This is a genomic window from Rhizobium sp. No.120 (assembly GCF_054558365.1).
Map to the genome: position 1 here is coordinate 48500 of NZ_BAAJNQ010000003.1, position 16237 is coordinate 64736.

General features: G+C 57.4%; 15 protein-coding genes. 2 read left to right on the top strand and 13 right to left on the bottom strand.

The features are described from left to right. Nucleotides 1–2: 2 nt before the first annotated feature. From yjfF to pcsA, 10 genes are all read right to left on the bottom strand, one after another. Entirely contained in the window at nt 3–971 is a 969-nt protein-coding gene (gene yjfF / locus ACYJRZ_RS10750; protein ID WP_459458836.1) for a galactofuranose ABC transporter, permease protein YjfF, read from the bottom strand. Then, entirely contained in the window at nt 968–1996 is a 1029-nt protein-coding gene (locus ACYJRZ_RS10755) for an ABC transporter permease (protein WP_459458838.1), read from the bottom strand. Before ACYJRZ_RS10755 ends, yjfF begins: the two co-directional genes overlap by 4 nt. Next, entirely contained in the window at nt 1993–3516 is a 1524-nt protein-coding gene (ytfR, locus tag ACYJRZ_RS10760) for a galactofuranose ABC transporter, ATP-binding protein YtfR (protein ID WP_459458840.1), read from the bottom strand. Before ytfR ends, ACYJRZ_RS10755 begins: the two co-directional genes overlap by 4 nt. A gap of 131 nt (nt 3517–3647) precedes the next feature. Further along, nucleotides 3648–4610 (bottom strand): galactofuranose ABC transporter, galactofuranose-binding protein YtfQ, encoded by a 963-nt coding sequence (ytfQ, locus tag ACYJRZ_RS10765; protein WP_459458842.1) that lies wholly within the window; start codon nt 4608–4610, stop codon nt 3648–3650. A gap of 143 nt (nt 4611–4753) precedes the next feature. Further along, nucleotides 4754–5830 (bottom strand): BMP family ABC transporter substrate-binding protein, encoded by a 1077-nt coding sequence (locus ACYJRZ_RS10770; RefSeq protein ID WP_459458844.1) that lies wholly within the window; start codon nt 5828–5830, stop codon nt 4754–4756. Nucleotides 5831–5883: 53 nt separating this feature from the next. Beyond that, complete coding sequence (locus tag ACYJRZ_RS10775) at nt 5884–6804, bottom strand: ABC transporter permease (RefSeq protein WP_459458846.1); 921 nt, start codon at nt 6802–6804, stop codon at nt 5884–5886. Beyond that, nucleotides 6801–7886, bottom strand: a complete 1086-nt coding sequence (locus ACYJRZ_RS10780; protein ID WP_459458848.1) for an ABC transporter permease — start codon at nt 7884–7886, stop codon at nt 6801–6803. Before ACYJRZ_RS10780 ends, ACYJRZ_RS10775 begins: the two co-directional genes overlap by 4 nt. Beyond that, the gene (locus tag ACYJRZ_RS10785; RefSeq protein WP_459458850.1) at nt 7876–9450 is read right to left on the bottom strand and encodes an ABC transporter ATP-binding protein; all 1575 of its coding nucleotides are present in this window, start codon (nt 9448–9450) and stop codon (nt 7876–7878) included. Before ACYJRZ_RS10785 ends, ACYJRZ_RS10780 begins: the two co-directional genes overlap by 11 nt. Nucleotides 9451–9491: 41 nt before the next feature. Further along, nucleotides 9492–10475, bottom strand: coding sequence for a quinone oxidoreductase family protein (locus ACYJRZ_RS10790; protein ID WP_459458852.1), 984 nt, complete (start codon nt 10473–10475; stop codon nt 9492–9494). A gap of 36 nt (nt 10476–10511) precedes the next feature. Next, complete coding sequence (gene pcsA / locus ACYJRZ_RS10795; RefSeq protein WP_459458854.1) at nt 10512–11237, bottom strand: phosphatidylcholine synthase; 726 nt, start codon at nt 11235–11237, stop codon at nt 10512–10514. A gap of 212 nt (nt 11238–11449) precedes the next feature. On the opposite strand from pcsA, the gene ACYJRZ_RS10800 reads away from it, so the two are divergent. After that, nucleotides 11450–12652 carry a UbiH/UbiF family hydroxylase gene (locus tag ACYJRZ_RS10800; protein ID WP_459458856.1) on the top strand — a complete coding sequence of 401 codons (1203 nt, stop codon included), beginning with the start codon at nt 11450–11452 and terminating at the stop codon, nt 12650–12652. 118 nt (nt 12653–12770) lie between these two features. Here ACYJRZ_RS10800 and ACYJRZ_RS10805 read toward each other — a convergent pair whose 3' ends face one another. Beyond that, nucleotides 12771–13523, bottom strand: coding sequence for a cytochrome c biogenesis CcdA family protein (locus tag ACYJRZ_RS10805; RefSeq protein WP_459458858.1), 753 nt, complete (start codon nt 13521–13523; stop codon nt 12771–12773). A 280-nt stretch (nt 13524–13803) separates the two neighbouring features. Here ACYJRZ_RS10805 and ACYJRZ_RS10810 point away from each other — a divergent pair, with 280 nt between their 5' ends. Further along, a complete protein-coding gene (locus ACYJRZ_RS10810) occupies nt 13804–14085 on the top strand; it encodes a PsiF family protein (protein ID WP_459458860.1) in 282 nt (93 codons plus the stop codon). A 344-nt stretch (nt 14086–14429) separates the two neighbouring features. Here ACYJRZ_RS10810 and ACYJRZ_RS10815 read toward each other — a convergent pair whose 3' ends face one another. Continuing rightward, complete coding sequence (locus tag ACYJRZ_RS10815; protein WP_459458862.1) at nt 14430–14633, bottom strand: hypothetical protein; 204 nt, start codon at nt 14631–14633, stop codon at nt 14430–14432. 444 nt (nt 14634–15077) lie between these two features. Continuing rightward, nucleotides 15078–15557 (bottom strand): hypothetical protein, encoded by a 480-nt coding sequence (locus ACYJRZ_RS10820; RefSeq protein ID WP_459458864.1) that lies wholly within the window; start codon nt 15555–15557, stop codon nt 15078–15080. Nucleotides 15558–16237 lie beyond the last annotated feature (680 nt).

Here is a 16237-nt window from a genome sequence, read left to right on the forward strand (position 1 = left end):
CCTCAGACATATCGTCGATTCAAGCGGGAAAGCAGCAGAAGTCCCTTCTGCATCAGAATAAAAGCAAACAGCAACAAGCCGATCAATATCTTCGTCCACCAACTGGAAAGCGTTCCGTCGAAGGTGATGTAGGTCTGAATCAAGCCCTGTATGAGAATTCCGATGAGTGTTCCCCCGACGAACCCCGCTCCTCCCGTCAGCAGTGTCCCCCCTATGACCACGGCAGCGATCGCATCGAGTTCGACACCGACTGTGGCAAGCGAGTACCCGGCAGATGTATAGATAGAAAAAACGATTCCGGATAGGCCAGCAAGAAATCCAGAAAGGGCATAAATCTGGATCGTCGTCTTGCCGACAGGCACACCCATTAACACTGCGGTCTGAGTGCCGCCACCGAGAGCGTAGACATTAGCACCGAAGCGGGTGCGCTGCGCCAGGACAATGCCGCCTGCAAAGACGAGCAGCATGAGGCCGCCGATCAATGTCAACCGGCCGCCGCCGGGCATCAGCCAATAGAGGTCGTTGAGCTGTGAATAGAAATCATGCTCGATCGGGATGCTGTCGATCGACAGCACGAAGGCGAAGCCGCGCGCCAGAAACATACCGGCCAGCGTCACGATGAAAGGCGGCATGCTGAGATAGTGAATGATGGCGCCCATGCCGGCACCGAAAATCGTCGTAATGACAAGAACAAGAACGAATGCGATCATCGGATGGATCGCCGTATCGCGCAGAATGACGGCCAAGAAAACGCCGGTAAAGGCAATGATCGAACCGATGGACAGGTCGATGCCGCCAGAGATAATAACGAAGGTCATGCCGACAGCAGCTATTCCCAAAAACGCGTTATCAGTCAACAGGTTGCCCACCACCCGTGTCGACAGCATATTCGGATACTGCGTTACGCAGGCGATATAGGCCAGGATGAAAATAAGGATCGTCGCAAGCAACGGAAGATATTTCGAATTCACTTTGCCTGCTCCTTTTGCACCATCTGCCCCTCGTCTCGGCGACGCCAAAAGAATGACGTGGCGGATTGCACTGCCGGCGACTGGATGACCAGAATGACAAGGACGATAATCGCCTTGATCACCAGATTGAATTCCGGCGGAAAGCCGGAGAGCAGGATGCCTGTATTGACCGATTGAATGATCATCGCGCCGATCAGCGAACCGACGATGCTGAAACGGCCGCCGAGCAGCGAATTGCCGCCAACCACGACAGCAAGGATAGCGTCCAGCTCAAGCCATAGACCGGCATTATTGGCATCCGCACCCTTGATGTCGGCAGAAACGATGATGCCCGCGATGGAAGCACAAAGGCCGCTCAAAGCGTAAACCGCGATGAGCAGGACCGGAGTCCGGATACCGGACAAAGTGCTTGCCCGGCGATTGATGCCGATGGCTTCGACCAGCATTCCGAGAGCCGTGCGCCGCACCAGAGCGATCACCAGAAGCGCAGCGACAATCCAGATGACGACAGGCATCGGCAAGGCGGCGAACGAGCCGCTGCCAAGGAAGATCAGTCCGTCATTGTTGAAGGTGAGGATCGCGCCCTCAGTGATCAATTGCGCAATGCCTCGGCCCGCCACCATCAGCACCAGCGTCGCGATGATGGGCTGGATATCGAGTACGGCGACAAGGAATCCGTTCCAGAGGCCACATGCCAGACCGACGCCGATCGTCAACAGCAGCGTATAGGAAAGCGAATAGCCGGCAACGATCGAGGAAGCCGCGACAGCACCGCAGATCGCGATGACTGCGCCGACGGACAGATCGATCCCTTTCGTGGCGATGACCAGCGTCATGCCGATGGCGAGCAGCGCTACCGGAGCACCACGATTGAGTACGTCTACCAAGCTCCCGTAGAGCCTTCCATTCTGAACCTCCAGATGAAAGAAATGCGGGAACATGATGAAATTCAATAGAAGAATAACCGCGAGCGCGATGAGCTGAGGCATCAGCCGAAGCAAGGAGGTTTTGATTGGCGAGCTCATGCGTTCTCCCGCGTCTTTTGAGCCGTGGCGATAGCCTCGACGATATTTCCGGCCGTTATCTCACTGCCGGTCAACTCAGCAATATGTTCGCGGTCGCGCAGGACGATGACTCGCGAACTATAGGCGACAAGCTCCTCGAGTTCGGATGAAATAACCACCAGGGACATTCCTTGCCGGCAAAGATCCTCGATCAATCGGATGATTTCCGCATGGGCACCGACATCGATGCCGCGCGTCGGCTCATCCAGGATGAGGAAACTCGGATTGGTTGCCAGCCAGCGAGCAAGGATCGCCTTTTGCTGGTTACCGCCTGAAAGGAGCCTGATCGGCTTTTCCCTGTCGGTCGTGCGGATGTCCAACGCCTTGATATAGCGATCGGCGATGGCGTTCTGCTCGCTGCGCGGCAAGGGCCTTGCCCAGCCCCGCCTTGCCTGCAGCGCCATGACGATATTTTCGCGAATGGAGAGATCCCCGATGATCCCATCGGTCTTGCGGTCTTCCGGGCAAAAGCCGAAGCCGCTCTTGATCGCGGCGCGTGGGCTGTAAAGCGCAACGGGTTTGCCTTCGATCTTCGCTTCCCCGCTGTCGGCTCGCTCGACGCCGAAGAGCACTTCGGCTGTCTCCGTCCGCCCGGAGCCAAGCAGGCCGGCAATACCGACTACTTCACCGACGCGCACCTCCATGTCGAACGGCTTGATCTTGCCGCGTTTGCCGAAATTCGTGAAATGATATCTGACTGGGCCGCTTTCCGTCTCGCTCTGCCTTATAGTACCTTCCGCTTCGGCCAGTTCGCGGCCGAGCATCATGGCGATCAGAGTCTGCCGCGGAAGCCCCTCCGCGTCACGCGTGCCGACCAGGCGGCCGTTGCGCAGAACGGTAATGCGATCGCAGATTTCGTAAACCTGCTCCAAGAAATGCGTGATGAAGACAATTCCCAGCCCGCGCTGTTTCAATCGCCTGACGATACCGAACAGCATTTCGACTTCATGCGTATCCAAGCTCGCTGTGGGCTCATCGAGGATGAGAACCTTGCCGGAGAGATCGACCGCGCGGGCGATAGCGATCACCTGCTGAATGGCGACCGAAAAGCGATCGAGCTGGCGGCTAACATCGATATCCAGGCCATATTGCGACAGCAGATCTCTCGCCATCTTGTTCATGACGCGGCTGCTGACCATCCCGAACCGCCGCGGCTGGCGGCCCAGAAACAGATTTTCCGCGACGCTGAGATTGGGTAGCAGGTTCACTTCCTGGTAGACCGTTCCAATACCGAGCTTCTGAGCGGCAAGCGTATCATGCGGATCGATCTCGGCGCCATCGAGAACCAGAGTACCCGCGTCGCGGCGATAGGCGCCGGTCATGCATTTGATCAAAGTCGATTTTCCGGCACCGTTCTCGCCGAGAAGCGCATGGACCTCGCCGCGCATCAATGTGAAATCAACATGATCGAGAGCGGTGGAACCGGGGAAGTATTTACAAAAACCTGTCGCTGTCAGAAGTCGCTCTACGTCGTGAGCCATGAAGCGCGAATTTCCTTGAAATGAATCAAATTGCGAAAGCGATAACCGGCGCATTCCGTGGATGCGCCGGCATCTTGCACAAGATATCGCACCGGCGCGGCATTGCCGATCCAGCGCGATGGGCTTTCGTCTTAGTAGCCGAGGTCTTTCTTCTGCTCGTAGACCTTCTGCGGATCATCGGCCTGGGTATAGAGCTTGGATTCCGTCTGGATCCACTTCGGCGGCTCTTTCTTGGTCTTCAGGTAGGCATCGAGCGCATCGAAGGCCGGACCAGCCATGTTCGGCGTCAGCTCCACGGTTGCGTTGGCTTCACCGGCCGCCATGGCCTTGAAGAGATCCGGAACCGAATCGATCGACACGGTCAGGATGTCCTTGCCCGGCTTCAAGCCGGCTTCCTTGATAGCCTGAATGGCGCCGACGGCCATATCGTCGTTATGAGCATACAGCGCGCAGATATCCTTGCCGCCGTTTTCAGCCTTCAGGAAGCTTTCCATGACTTCCTTGCCCTTGGCGCGGGTGAAGTCGCCGGTCTGGCTGCGGACGATCTTCAGGTTGTCGTGGCCCTTGATGGCTTCCTCGAAGCCCTTCTTGCGGGCGATGGCCGGCGAGGAACCGGTCGTGCCCTGCAACTCGACGATGTTGCACTTCTTGTCGCCGACTGTCTTTACAAGCCAGTCGCCGGCAACCTTGCCTTCATGAACCAAGTCGGATGTAACAGCCGTCAGATAGAGGTCCTTCGGCGCGGCGACCGTGCGGTCAAGCAGAATGACCGGGATCTTGGCTTCCTTGGCTTCCTTCAGGACGGCATCCCAGCCGGTTTCCACGACTGGCGCCAGCAGGATCGCATCAACGCCTTGCGCGATGAAGGACCGGATCGCTTTGATCTGGTTTTCCTGCTTCTGCTGCGCATCGGCGAACTTAAGGTCGATGCCGCGCTTTGAAGCTTCCTGCTTGGTCAGCGTCGTCTCAGCCGCGCGCCAGCCGGACTCCGAACCAATTTGCGAGAAGCCGACAACAAGCTGCTTTGCCGACGCCGACGTAAACATGCAGGCAGCAAGAATCGTAGCACTAACGAGTGCGGTCTTAAACTTCATGATTATCTCCCAATGGCCATCTCCTAGGGCCGCAGTCAAAAAAATCATATAGTAATACTTTTGTAAATCGACATTCGATGATGCAACGCAACAAAAAAGGGCGTTCGAGACGCCCTTTTTCAACTTTACCTATTTGGCCGGGATTACTTCGAAGCCGGCAGCTTGTCGTCCACGCCTTCGATGTAGAAGTTCATACCGAGCAGGGTGCCGTCGTCGGCCTTTTCGCCAGCCTTGAGCCAAGGCGTGCCATCTTGCTTGTTGATCGGACCGGTAAAGGGAGCAAGCTCGCCGGACTTGATCTTGGCTTCGGTTTCCTGAGCCATCTTCTTCACGTCGTCAGGCATGTTCGTATAGTCGCCCATCTTCAGGATGCCATCCTTCAGGCCGTCCCAGCTCTGTTCGGACTTCCACTTGCCATCGAGCAACGCGTGAACGCGCTTGGAATAGTAGTTACCCCAGGTATCGATGATCGCTGTCAGCTGTGCTTTCGGGCCAGCCTTGATCATGTCGGAAGCCTGACCGAAAGCGTGGATACCGCGCTCCTCGGCAACCTGCATCGGCGCCGTCGTATCGGTGTGCTGCGTCAGGATATCGACGCCTTGGTCGACCATGGCCTTGGCAGCGTCAGCTTCCTTGCCCGGATCGAACCAGGTGTTGACCCAAACGACCTTGAGCTTGAAGGTCGGATCGATCGAACGGGCGCCCTGTTCGAAGGAATTGATACCCATCACGACTTCCGGGATCGGGAAGGAAGCGATGTAGGCGGCACCATGATTCTTTGACATCTTGGCGGCGATCTGGCCGAGGATGTAACGGCCTTCATAGAAGCGCGAGTTGTAGGTCGCGAGATTCGGGCCGCTCTTGAAGCCGGTCGCATGCTCGAACTTCACCTTCGGGAACTTGGCGGCAACCTTGACCGTCGCATCCATGAAGCCGAACGAGGTGGAGAAGATCAGCGAGCAGCCCGAGCGGGCGAGACGCTCGATGGCGCGCTCCGCGTCCGGGCCTTCCGGAACGTTTTCGAGATAAGGCGTCTCGATCTTGTCGCCGAATTCCTTCTGGATCTGCTGGCGGCCGAGATCATGCGCCTGGGAATAACCGCCGTCCGTGTGCGAACCGACATAGACGAAGCAGACCTTGGTCGGCGCTGCTTCAGCAGCGGCAGCGAAACCAACGATGGCGGCGGCTGTCGTTGTGAGGGCGAGTGCTAGTTTTTTCATGTGTACCCCTGTTGGTTTGACATGTTTTGCAGAAATCGGTCCGGCTGTTGCGATCAGCGCTCCGGAACGAAGGCCTTGCCGAGCGACGCTGGCGTGTTGATCAAGGTCGCGCGGCGATTTTGAGAGATGATGACGAGAACTACAATAGTCGACGCATAAGGCAGCATCGACAGGAATTGCGAGGGAATGCCGACGCCGAAGCCCTGGGCATGGAATTGCAGGATTGTTACGGCGCCAAAAAGATAACCGCCGGCCATCACGCGCATCGGCCGCCACGAGGCGAAGACCACCAAAGCCAGCGTCACCCAACCGCGGCCGGCCGACATGTTCTCGACCCATTGCGGCGTATAAACCAACGACAGTTGCGCGCCGGCAAGCCCCGCGCAGGCGCCGCCGAACATGACGGCGAGATAACGGGTGCGGATAACATCGATACCCAGCGCATGGGCCGAGCCATGGCTATCGCCGACGGCGCGCAGCTTCAGACCGGCACGGCTGCGGAAGAGGAACCAGTTGACGCCAATCAGCAGCGCGATCGAGAGATAGAAGGTCAGGTCCTGCTTGAACAGCACCGAGCCGATCAGCGGAATATCCGACAGCAACGGGAAGACGATCTCGTGCAGCTGCACGCCCGGCACGCTGACATAACCTTCGCCGATCATGCCGGAAAGGCCGAGCCCGAGGATGGTCAGCGCCAGACCGGTCGCGACCTGGTTCGTGACTAGTGTCAGCGTTAGAAAGCCGAACAGCAGCGAGAAGAGAGCGCCTGCAACAATGCCGCTCAGCAGGCCGACATAGGGCGACCCGCTCATCTGGGCGCCCACGAAAGCGGCGACCGCACCGATAATCATCATGCCTTCGACGCCGAGATTGAGAACGCCCGAGCGCTCCACCACCAGCTCGCCCAGGCCGGCAATGACAAGCGGCGTCGATGCGGTGATGATTGTCAAAAGAATTGCTTCGAAAACGCTCATGCCGCACCTCCACGGACCCGCGACCAGATCACACGGATTTTGTAATAGATCAGCGTGTCGCAGGAGAGCACGAAAAACAGCAAGAGACCCTGGAAAACGCTGGCCGCCTTGGCTGATATCCCCGGCGACAATTGCGCGGCTTCACCGCCGAGATAGGTCAGCGCCAATACGAGACCGGAGAGAATAGCTCCGAGCGGATTAAGGCGCGCAAGAAAGGCGACGATGATGGCGGTGAAACCATAACCCGGCGAGATCGCCGGCTGCAGATGGCCGATGGAGCCCGAAACTTCGGATATGCCGGCCAACCCCGAGAGCGCTCCCGAAACGAGGAAGGCGAACCAGACCATTTTCCGCGAGGAAAAGCCCGCAAAGCGCCCTGCCCGCGCCGACTGGCCGAGCACGCTTATCTCAAAGCCTTTCAACGTATATTTCATAACGAACCAGGCAAGGATCGCCGCGACCACGGCAAAGACGATGCCCCAATGCGCGCGCCCCGAATCCTCCCAAATCGCCGGCAGGACGGCTTCCGGCGGAAAGTCGATGCTCTGAGGAAAATTATGGCCCTGCGGATCGCGCCACGGCCCGCGCGACAACCAGTCCAGGAAGAGCTGCGCGATATAGACAAGCATCAGGCTCGTCAGGATCTCATTGGTATTGAAATGCGCCTTCAGAAGCGCCGGAATGGCGGCATAGAGCGCGCCGCCGATGGCGCCGGCGATCAGCATCAGAGGCAAAATCATCGGCGAATGCCAATCGGTGAAGACGATCGGGATGAATGATCCGGTGATCGCACCCATCGTGAACTGGCCTTCGGCACCAATATTCCAATTGTTGGAACGGTAGCAGAGGCAAAGGCCGACGGCGATCAGGATCAGCGGCCCAGCCTTGATTGCCAGTTCGTGCAGCGACCACACTTCCAGCAGAGGCTCGACAAAGAAGGCGTCGAGCGCCTCGACGGGATCCTTGCCCATGATGGCGAACATGATGGTGCCGGCGATCAGCGCCAAAACGAGAGCAAGCAGAGGCGATAGCAAGCCGAACAGCTTCGAGACCTGCGGGCGCTTTTCAAGTTCAATGCGCATGTGCAGGCTCCGAATGCGTCTTCGATTCATGCAGCCCGCCCATCAGCAGGCCGATCTTTTCGCGCGTCAACTCACCGGCGGGATAAGACGGCGACAGCCGCCCTTCCGAAATGACGGCAATATCGGTCGCGACCTCGAAAATCTCATCCAGATCCTGGCTGATGACGAGCACGGCCGAGCCATCGCGAGCGAGATCGACCAGCGCCTGGCGGATGCGGCTCGCGGCGCCGGCATCGACGCCCCAAGTCGGTTGGTTGACGACGAGCACGCTCGGCTGGCGATCCAGCTCGCGGCCGACGATGAACTTCTGCAGATTCCCGCCGGACAGCGCGCCGGCAGCCGGATCCTCGCCGCTCTTGCGCACATCCATCGCCTCGCAGATGCGCTTCGTCGCCTGCTTGACCGCGCCATGCCTGATGACATTGAAGAAGCCACCACCCAGGAACGACTTGCGATCCGACTGATGCCGGGCGAGCACGAGGTTATCCGACAACTTCAATGCGGATACCGCAGCATGACCATGGCGTTCCTCGGGCACGAAACCTGCGCCGATCAGTCGGCGCGCATTAATGCCTTTGGTGCCGACGGACTTGCCGCGCAATTGGACGAGATCGTCCGCTGCGACCGTGTATTCGCCGGAAATAACATCGAACAATTCGCCCTGGCCGTTACCGGCGACACCGGCAATCGCCAGGATCTCGCCGGCGCGCACACGCAGGGAAACTTCCTTTAGTGCCATGGCAAACGGGGTTCGTGCCGGTGCCGAAAGGCCGGCAATCTCCAGGAGAATATCTCCCTTCGCGCCAAGGCCCCCGTGCTGCACGCTGGCGACATCGTTGCCGACCATCATACGAGCGAGCGAACCGGTCGTTTCCTGGCGCGGATCGCAGGCGCCCGTAACCTTGCCGTGACGCAGGACAGTGGCGCGCGAACAGATGCGCTGCACCTCCTCCAGCCGATGGCTGATGTAAAGCACCGAGCGTCCCTCGTCTCTCAACTTAAATAGGGTCTCGAAAAGTCGATCGGCCTCCTGCGGTGTCAAAACGGAAGTGGGCTCGTCGAGAATGATCAGCTTGGGGTTTTGCAGGAGCGCGCGGACGATCTCGATACGCTGACGTTCGCCGACCGAGAGATCGGCCACATGCGCGTTCGGATCGAGCGGCAAGCCATAGGCATGGGAGAGCTTCGCGGCTTCCTCGGAAATTTTTGCGAGCGGGATATTGCTGTCGAGCGAGAGCGCTATATTTTCGGCGACAGTCAGCGCTTCGAACAAAGAAAAATGCTGGAATACCATACCGATGCCGAGCTTGCGCGCCGTGCCCGGCGCGTCGATCGACACAGGTTGCCCTTGCCAGACAATCTGCCCATGCGACGGTTCGAGCACGCCGAACAGCATCTTGACGAGCGTAGATTTGCCGGCGCCGTTTTCGCCTAAAAGGGCGTGAATTTCGCCTGGCTGGATTTCGAGATCGATCTCGTTGCAAGCAGTAAAACTGCCGAACAGTTTCGTCAGTTTGCGAACCGACAATAGTGCACCGGTTGCCGGCGCATCGGATGACGACACGTTCCCCTCATTTCCTTCCCACCGTCCTGCCCTTTACGGATCTATGGGATCAGCAGTGTAGTTCCACTCGTTTTCCTGGCTTCCAAATCCGCATGCGCGCGCCCTGCATCAACAAGCGGATAAGTTTGATGAATATTGATACGCACTTTGCTGCTTTGCACAACAGCAAATAACGCCTTTGCACTGGCTCTCAACTCCTCAGGTGTGCCGACATAGGCAAAAAGGCTTGGCCGCGTGGCAAAGAGCGAGCCTTTCTGATTGAGGATGGCGAGATTGAAATTTTCGATCGGGCCGGAAGACTGACCGAAGGTGACCCACATCCCGCGCGGCTTCAGGCAATCGAGCGACTGCGGAAACGTGTCCTTGCCGACCGAGTCGTAGACGACGTCGACACCCTTGCCGCCGGTAATCTCGCGGACACGCTCGGCAAAATTGTCCTTGCCGTAATCGATGACGTGGTCGTAGCCGTGAGCCAGCGCCAGTTCGACCTTTTCGGCGGAACCGGCAGTACCGATGACGGTACCGGCTCCCAGTGCCTTGGCCCATTGGCCGGCAATCAGGCCAACACCGCCTGCAGCCGCATGAAACAATAGCGTCGTTCCGGGACCGACCTTGAAGGTACGGTTCAGCAGATATTCGGCCGTCATACCCTTCAGCATCATCGATGCCGCAGTTTCAAGCGTGATATCATCGGGCACCTTGACCAGATGACGGGTCTCGATGTTGCGTTCAAGGCTGTAGGCACCGTCGCTGCCGGCATAGGCAACGCGATCGCCGACGGCAAAATCGGTCACGCCAGGCCCGACCTCAGTGATCGTGCCTGCGGCTTCCTTGCCGAGCGGCAGAGGAAAATATGGCGCCTTGTAGAGACCGGAACGAAAATAGACGTCGATAAAGTTGAGGCCGATTGCGGCGTGGCGGATCTGCACCTCACCCGCGCCGGGAGGCGGCAGATCCACCTCCTCTAACTGCATGACCTCCGGACCGCCATTTTCATGAATACGGATAGCCTTGGTCTTCTTCATGATGCATAATCCTTACTAACGTCCTGGGGACGGGCCTTACTGACGTCCGAGGGACGGGAAAAACTGCAGCACGGCACCGATGCAATAAAGATAGATCCCGCTGACGATGAACAGGACAACCGCCCATTGCGGCATGACGAAATGCATCAACAGCGAATAGATGCCGAGCGCCGACCAGAAGAGAAATATGCCAAGGTTCAGCGACCGCAAGCGCTTGACGCGCACCGGATGCAGAAAATTGATCGGCAGGAAGGTCAAAACGACGGAAACGCCGACGAGGATCATGGCTGTCGTGGCGCTGGCTCCGATGACGAAAAGCGTAAAAATCACCATGTTCCAGACTACCGGGAAACCGGAGAAGAAATATTCGTCCGTCTTCATGCCGGTATCGGCGTAATAGATGGCGCTGGAAACGACGATCATTCCGGCCGCGACAAAGGACCACGGCTCGCCGATCATTCCGCTCTCATAGAGCGCGAAGGCCGGCAGGAGCACGTAGGTGACGTAATCGATGATGTTGTCGAGCGTGTCGCCGGACCAGTTTGGCAGCACCTCCTTGACGCGGACCTTGCGCGCGATCGGCCCGTCTATGCCATCGACCAGCAGCGCCAGGCCAAGCCACCAGAACATATCGACAAAGCGATGTTCCGATGCCGCAACGACGCCGAGAAAGGCAAGAAATGATCCGGATGCCGTCAATATATGAACGGAGAAGGCACGCATCTCCGCATAAGGCACCCGCTTGTAATTGAAGATTTTCATCCGCCCCACGACTCGTCAGCTTATTCACCTGCCCCGGCAGGCGCTTTTTCTTGCTAATATGCATCCTTTGGTCGGCATCGCCAGCGCAAAAGCGTTTATCTCGGCACGCTAGCGCGACTTACTGTCATTTTCACCCGTTGCGATGTTTCATCCCATGGATTTCAACAGGCTAAGCGCTTATTTTCAGAACCGAAGGTAATTGAGGCATCGATATGAAGCAGATTGAAGTCGCCGTTATCGGCGGAGGGCTCGCCGGCATGATCACGGCGTTCGCGCTCGCGCGTGGCGGAAGATCCGTCGCCCTTGTGGCCGCACCGCACAACAAAGCCGACAAGCGGACCACGGCGCTGATGGATCAATCGATCCGCTTTCTGGAGCGACTGACGCTATGGGACAGGATCGCGCCTTCGGCGGCAGCGCTGACCACAATGCGCATTATCGACGGTACATCGCGGCTGCTGCGGGCGCCGACGGTCTCGTTTAGGGCATCGGAAATCGGGTTGGATGCCTTCGGCTATAATATTCCGAATGCCGTGTTGCTCGACAACCTCAGCCAAGCCATCGAGGCGGAAGGCAATGTTAGCCGCATCGAAGCCATGGCTTCCGAGATCACCTTCCAGGATGATGGCGTATCGATCATCTTCGACAACGGCGATTCGATCGAAGCCGCATTCGTCGTCGGCGCGGACGGCCGCAATTCGATGGTGCGCGAGGCATTGGGGATCAAGACCAAAGGCTGGTCTTATCCGCAATCGGCGATGGTTCTGAATTTCGCGCATAGCCTGCCGCACCAGAACATCTCCACGGAATTCCACACGGAAAGCGGTCCGTTTACGCAGGTGCCCTTGCCCGGCAGACGCTCCAGCCTTGTCTGGGTTCAGAAGCCGTCAGAGGCGGCGGCCAATGCTGAAAAGTCGCTCGAAGAGCTTGGCCGCCTAGTCGAGGAGCGGATGCAATCGATGCTCGGCCAGGTCACGATCGAGAACAGCGTGCAAGTCTGGCCGCTCTCCGGCATGACGGCCTACCGTTTCGGCAAGGGCCGCGCCGCGTTGATCGGCGAAGCAGCCCATGTCTTCCCGCCAATCGGCGCGCAGGGCCTCAATCTCAGCCTTCGCGATATCTTGGCCCTGTCGGAAATTCTCTGCTCGCGTGGCGGCCTGCCGATCCCGGCAACGGCTGGCGATAGTTTCGACCGCAAGAGACGCGCAGACATAATCAGTCGCACGGCAAGCGTCGATCTCCTTAATCGCTCGCTTTTGTCGGATTTTCTGCCTGTGCAGATGCTGCGGGCAGCAGGCCTGCATGTGCTTTCGACCATTGCTCCGCTGCGCAACATCGTCATGCGCGAGGGTATCGAACCGGGTGGCGGCCTGCGCAATTTTTCGTCGGCATTACGGGAGAAGCTGCGCCGGTAAGACGCCCGACTTTATCAGGTAGAGCACCAGCGAAACCGTCACCACGGAATAGGCCGTGGTGGTCAGGATGGCGGCGGAGGCTCACTCCTGCCTACCGATGACGTTCGTTGCTGCTGGCTCAGCCGATTTTCATCAGGATTGGAAAGGTCTGCTGAAACCAGATCGCCATATCGCTGATATAACCGAAGATGAAGGCGAGGCCCGTCAACACAAGAAGGCCGCCCATAACCTTCTCCACCGTGCCGAGATGGCGGCGGAAGCGGGAGAGAAAGCGCATGAAGGCCCCGGAAAAACCGGCGGCGATCCAGAAGGGGATGGCAAGCCCGAGTGAGTAGACGGCGAGCAGACCGGCCCCGGCGCCGACTGTTTCGCGCGAGGCGGCAATGCCGAGGATGGCGCCCAGCACCGGGCCGATGCAGGGCGTCCAGCCGAAGGCGAAGGCAAGGCCCATGATATAGGCGCCCGTCAGCGTCGCCGGTTTGCCGCCGCTCTGGAAGCGCGCCTCTCGGGCCAAAAGGCCTATGCGGAAGACACCAAGGAAGTTCAGCCCCATGATGACGATGATCAGGCCGCCGATCTTGGCAAGAATATCGAGGTGCTGGCGCAAAAGCATGCCGATCGAAGAGGCGCCGGCACCCAGCGCGACGAATACGGTGGCAAATCCCAAGGTGAAGAACAGTGCCGACATCAGCACATTGCCGCGGACGCTCGAGCTTGCCGCTACGGCTGCACCGCCGCCGCGAAACTGCTCGACCGAGATTCCCGCCATGTAGCAGAGATAGGGCGGCACGAGCGGCAGCACGCAGGGCGAGAGAAACGAAAGCGCTCCAGCGAGCAAAGCACTCAGAAGCGAAATATCGGCAAGCGACACGATGGACTCCGGCTATGTCATTCCGGTTCCCTTCCTAGCGATGCTGGAATCGGAAAGCCAATCACCTTTTCGAGCGGGCCGTGTCTTGCCTTAAAGTTGACGGAATTGAGAGACCTTCAGATTATTGCAAAATCTCGATTTCGCCCGGTTTTCCGGGCTCGACCAAGGGTCGCGAAGCTGCCCGATGAACAAATTGCTTTTGTAAAAATATTGGTTCAAGCTGCTGATGTTCGTCGAACAACGCACATTCCACTCAAGCTAGTCAGCAGAGGAAGCCCCCATGAGAATTGCTACTATGTTCACGACTGCAGCCTTTGTCGCACTGTTCAGCGTCAGCGCGATGGCACAAACGGCAACAACCCCCAGTACCACGACAACGACCACGCCCAGTGCAACGACGTCGACGCCATCGACGACCAACACGATGAAGCCGAAGGCAACGAAGCCTGCCCAAACTGCCGTTTCCAAGGCATGTTCAGCCCAGGCCGATGCCAAGGGCCTGCATGGAAAGGCGCGCGCCAAATTCCGCAGCGATTGCAAAAAGAACGGCGGCAAGGTCTAAACTTTCCACTCCGAAACCGCGGTCAACTTTACCATCCAGTTGGCGGTAAAGTTGATCGCGACGGCTTCGTCACTCCAGCCGAAAATTCAGACGTAGACACCAAGCGGGGGCAGAAAATCCTCGTCCGTCTTTTGAGGCTTTCGCATGAACGCGTGAGATGGCGACCAAGCGCAGGTTGCTACGATCAAGGCAAACCCTTGACGTTCAGTCCCGACTTGCTACATGGCGACAGCAAGCTTTCTCGACAAACTGGACAATGCAGGGAAACCGGCTGAAATTACCATTCACCTTGTGCGGTGAAATCAACGATGTGGCCCATAAAATGCGTCAGCATTAGTTTTAGCTCATGCATCTTTAGGCTTGCGCTCTTTTGTTTCCGGATCGATTTTGCCGTCCGCAAGCCTATTTCGGGGATCTGCAACGACGGGCGCCTGATCTTTTTCCCTATTCATCCGAGCACTCGCATGCGCCCTACCGTGCTGTATCTTCGCCAGCGCTTGCTTTTTCCCACGTCCGCCATTCGTGTCATTTTGTCGATCCTGTACCAAGGCGTATCTCCTCTTTGTTGGAAGAGAACTCACCTGATAGGATTAGGTTCCGATTGATATCGCGACACCATTATGCGCGATGACCGACTACCGATCGATTTCGAAGGGTTGCCATCTTCGATTGGGTAAAATGCCGCCTCGCTGTACTTTTAGCGACATATAATATAATAATGCGACGATAGGCGTGAAACGAATCATGAATTCCATGCGTTTAGGCTTCACTGCCTTGTGAGGAATACTGATCATGACGTCGATCGAAAGAAAAAAGCTCGCGCGGCTCGTTATGCTCAAATTGCTGCCGATCTTCGGTGGCCTGACGGCGGTCGCAGTGGTCGCACTCTCGACAATCGCATAGGCACAGGTTGAGTCTCGGTGGAGAGAGACGCGCGTTAAAACGTTCTCGTGGATATCGATCTCGGCGCTCGATATTTCGCCTATCGGCTGTCAGGAACAGTCGGTACTGTCGACCGAAAACGAATAATCCCTGCCCTTCAGCTGATAGATGTAATTCGCTAGAGATGCTTCGCCGGAAATGAATTTCGGCAGCAGGAAGTCGCAGAGATCCGCGAGCTGCGCGGACTTGACGAGAGGCGGATCGAAATCGTCATCATCGTAGTCGATATCGTAGAAATAGCTGTAGATTTGATCGGTGAGATCTACCTTCGTCAGCGTAGTTCTTTGGTCGATCTTCTTAGGCAAATCCTTGTTGGCGAAGATCACTGGATAACGCTCCGCGAGGTAGGGGATCACAAACCGCTCGGTCACCGGTGTCGTGACCGCGATACCGAGAAGCGGCAGGACTCTCAAGGCTACCGAAAACCTCCTGCCCGCGATCAGTCCGGCCAAAAGTCCCAAGGATACCAGCAACCCGCAAACGATTGCATAAATCTCCCATAGTGACAGCTCTGCCACGAATTCCATCATTCGCCCGTCGTCTTCGCCAACAATCCTATCGATGGGGCTATGGTACTACCAAATCGAGATTCGTCACCAGCCAATTCTAGCCAAGCATCATCAACAAGCTATGCGGTATGGCTGGAAAACGAAAATGCGGCGCGAGCCGAGGGCTACACTCAATGAGATTTGGCAATGGCGAAACAGCTACGAAGGCCGCCTGGCAGTGTAGCCTTCGGGTCGGTTTGTGAGCGACCTAATGAACCAGCTTCGCAACCTCGGGGACCGTTGGCATCGCGCTCTCGTGCCGTCCGGAAGTCAATCCGATGATTACCGCAACCGCAGCGACCATTATGTAAATAATGGTCCCTTTAGGCTTTCGATCCGATAAGCAACGCCTTGTCGACTCTAATGAATGCGGATGCTCAGACATCTTGATCCTTTGGTATTGAAGAGCGCTCGTTTAGTGGATCAGCAACGTGAGATAAATATCTCGATTCGCGTATCTCCCTTGCAGGCAGCGAATACCGGTTTATTCTTAGGCTGGATTGCCCCGCAAAAATCGGCTGCCCCGGTTTGGGTGCCGCCTCCGGGCTAGTGCCTTGTCTGAGTAACCTCGACGTTACCGGAAAATCCAGCAATACAATAACCCGCCTTCCTATCCTAGGGGCGTTCGGCTACCTATCTCTCCGGGCTGGACAAAGAAACAA

Bases quoted from the DNA above. Each gene is read 5' to 3' on its own strand.
- ACYJRZ_RS10755 (WP_459458838.1), bottom strand. From the start codon at position 1,996: ATGAGCTCGCCAATCAAAACCTCCTTGCTTCGGCTGATGCCTCAGCTC.
- ytfR (WP_459458840.1), bottom strand. From the start codon at position 3,516: ATGGCTCACGACGTAGAGCGACTTCTGACAGCGACAGGTTTTTGTAAA.
- ytfQ (WP_459458842.1), bottom strand. From the start codon at position 4,610: ATGAAGTTTAAGACCGCACTCGTTAGTGCTACGATTCTTGCTGCCTGC.
- ACYJRZ_RS10770 (WP_459458844.1), bottom strand. From the start codon at position 5,830: ATGAAAAAACTAGCACTCGCCCTCACAACGACAGCCGCCGCCATCGTT.
- ACYJRZ_RS10775 (WP_459458846.1), bottom strand. From the start codon at position 6,804: ATGAGCGTTTTCGAAGCAATTCTTTTGACAATCATCACCGCATCGACG.
- ACYJRZ_RS10780 (WP_459458848.1), bottom strand. From the start codon at position 7,886: ATGCGCATTGAACTTGAAAAGCGCCCGCAGGTCTCGAAGCTGTTCGGC.
- ACYJRZ_RS10790 (WP_459458852.1), bottom strand. From the start codon at position 10,475: ATGAAGAAGACCAAGGCTATCCGTATTCATGAAAATGGCGGTCCGGAG.
- pcsA (WP_459458854.1), bottom strand. From the start codon at position 11,237: ATGAAAATCTTCAATTACAAGCGGGTGCCTTATGCGGAGATGCGTGCC.
- ACYJRZ_RS10800 (WP_459458856.1), top strand. From the start codon at position 11,450: ATGAAGCAGATTGAAGTCGCCGTTATCGGCGGAGGGCTCGCCGGCATG.
- ACYJRZ_RS10810 (WP_459458860.1), top strand. From the start codon at position 13,804: ATGAGAATTGCTACTATGTTCACGACTGCAGCCTTTGTCGCACTGTTC.
- ACYJRZ_RS10820 (WP_459458864.1), bottom strand. From the start codon at position 15,557: ATGATGGAATTCGTGGCAGAGCTGTCACTATGGGAGATTTATGCAATC.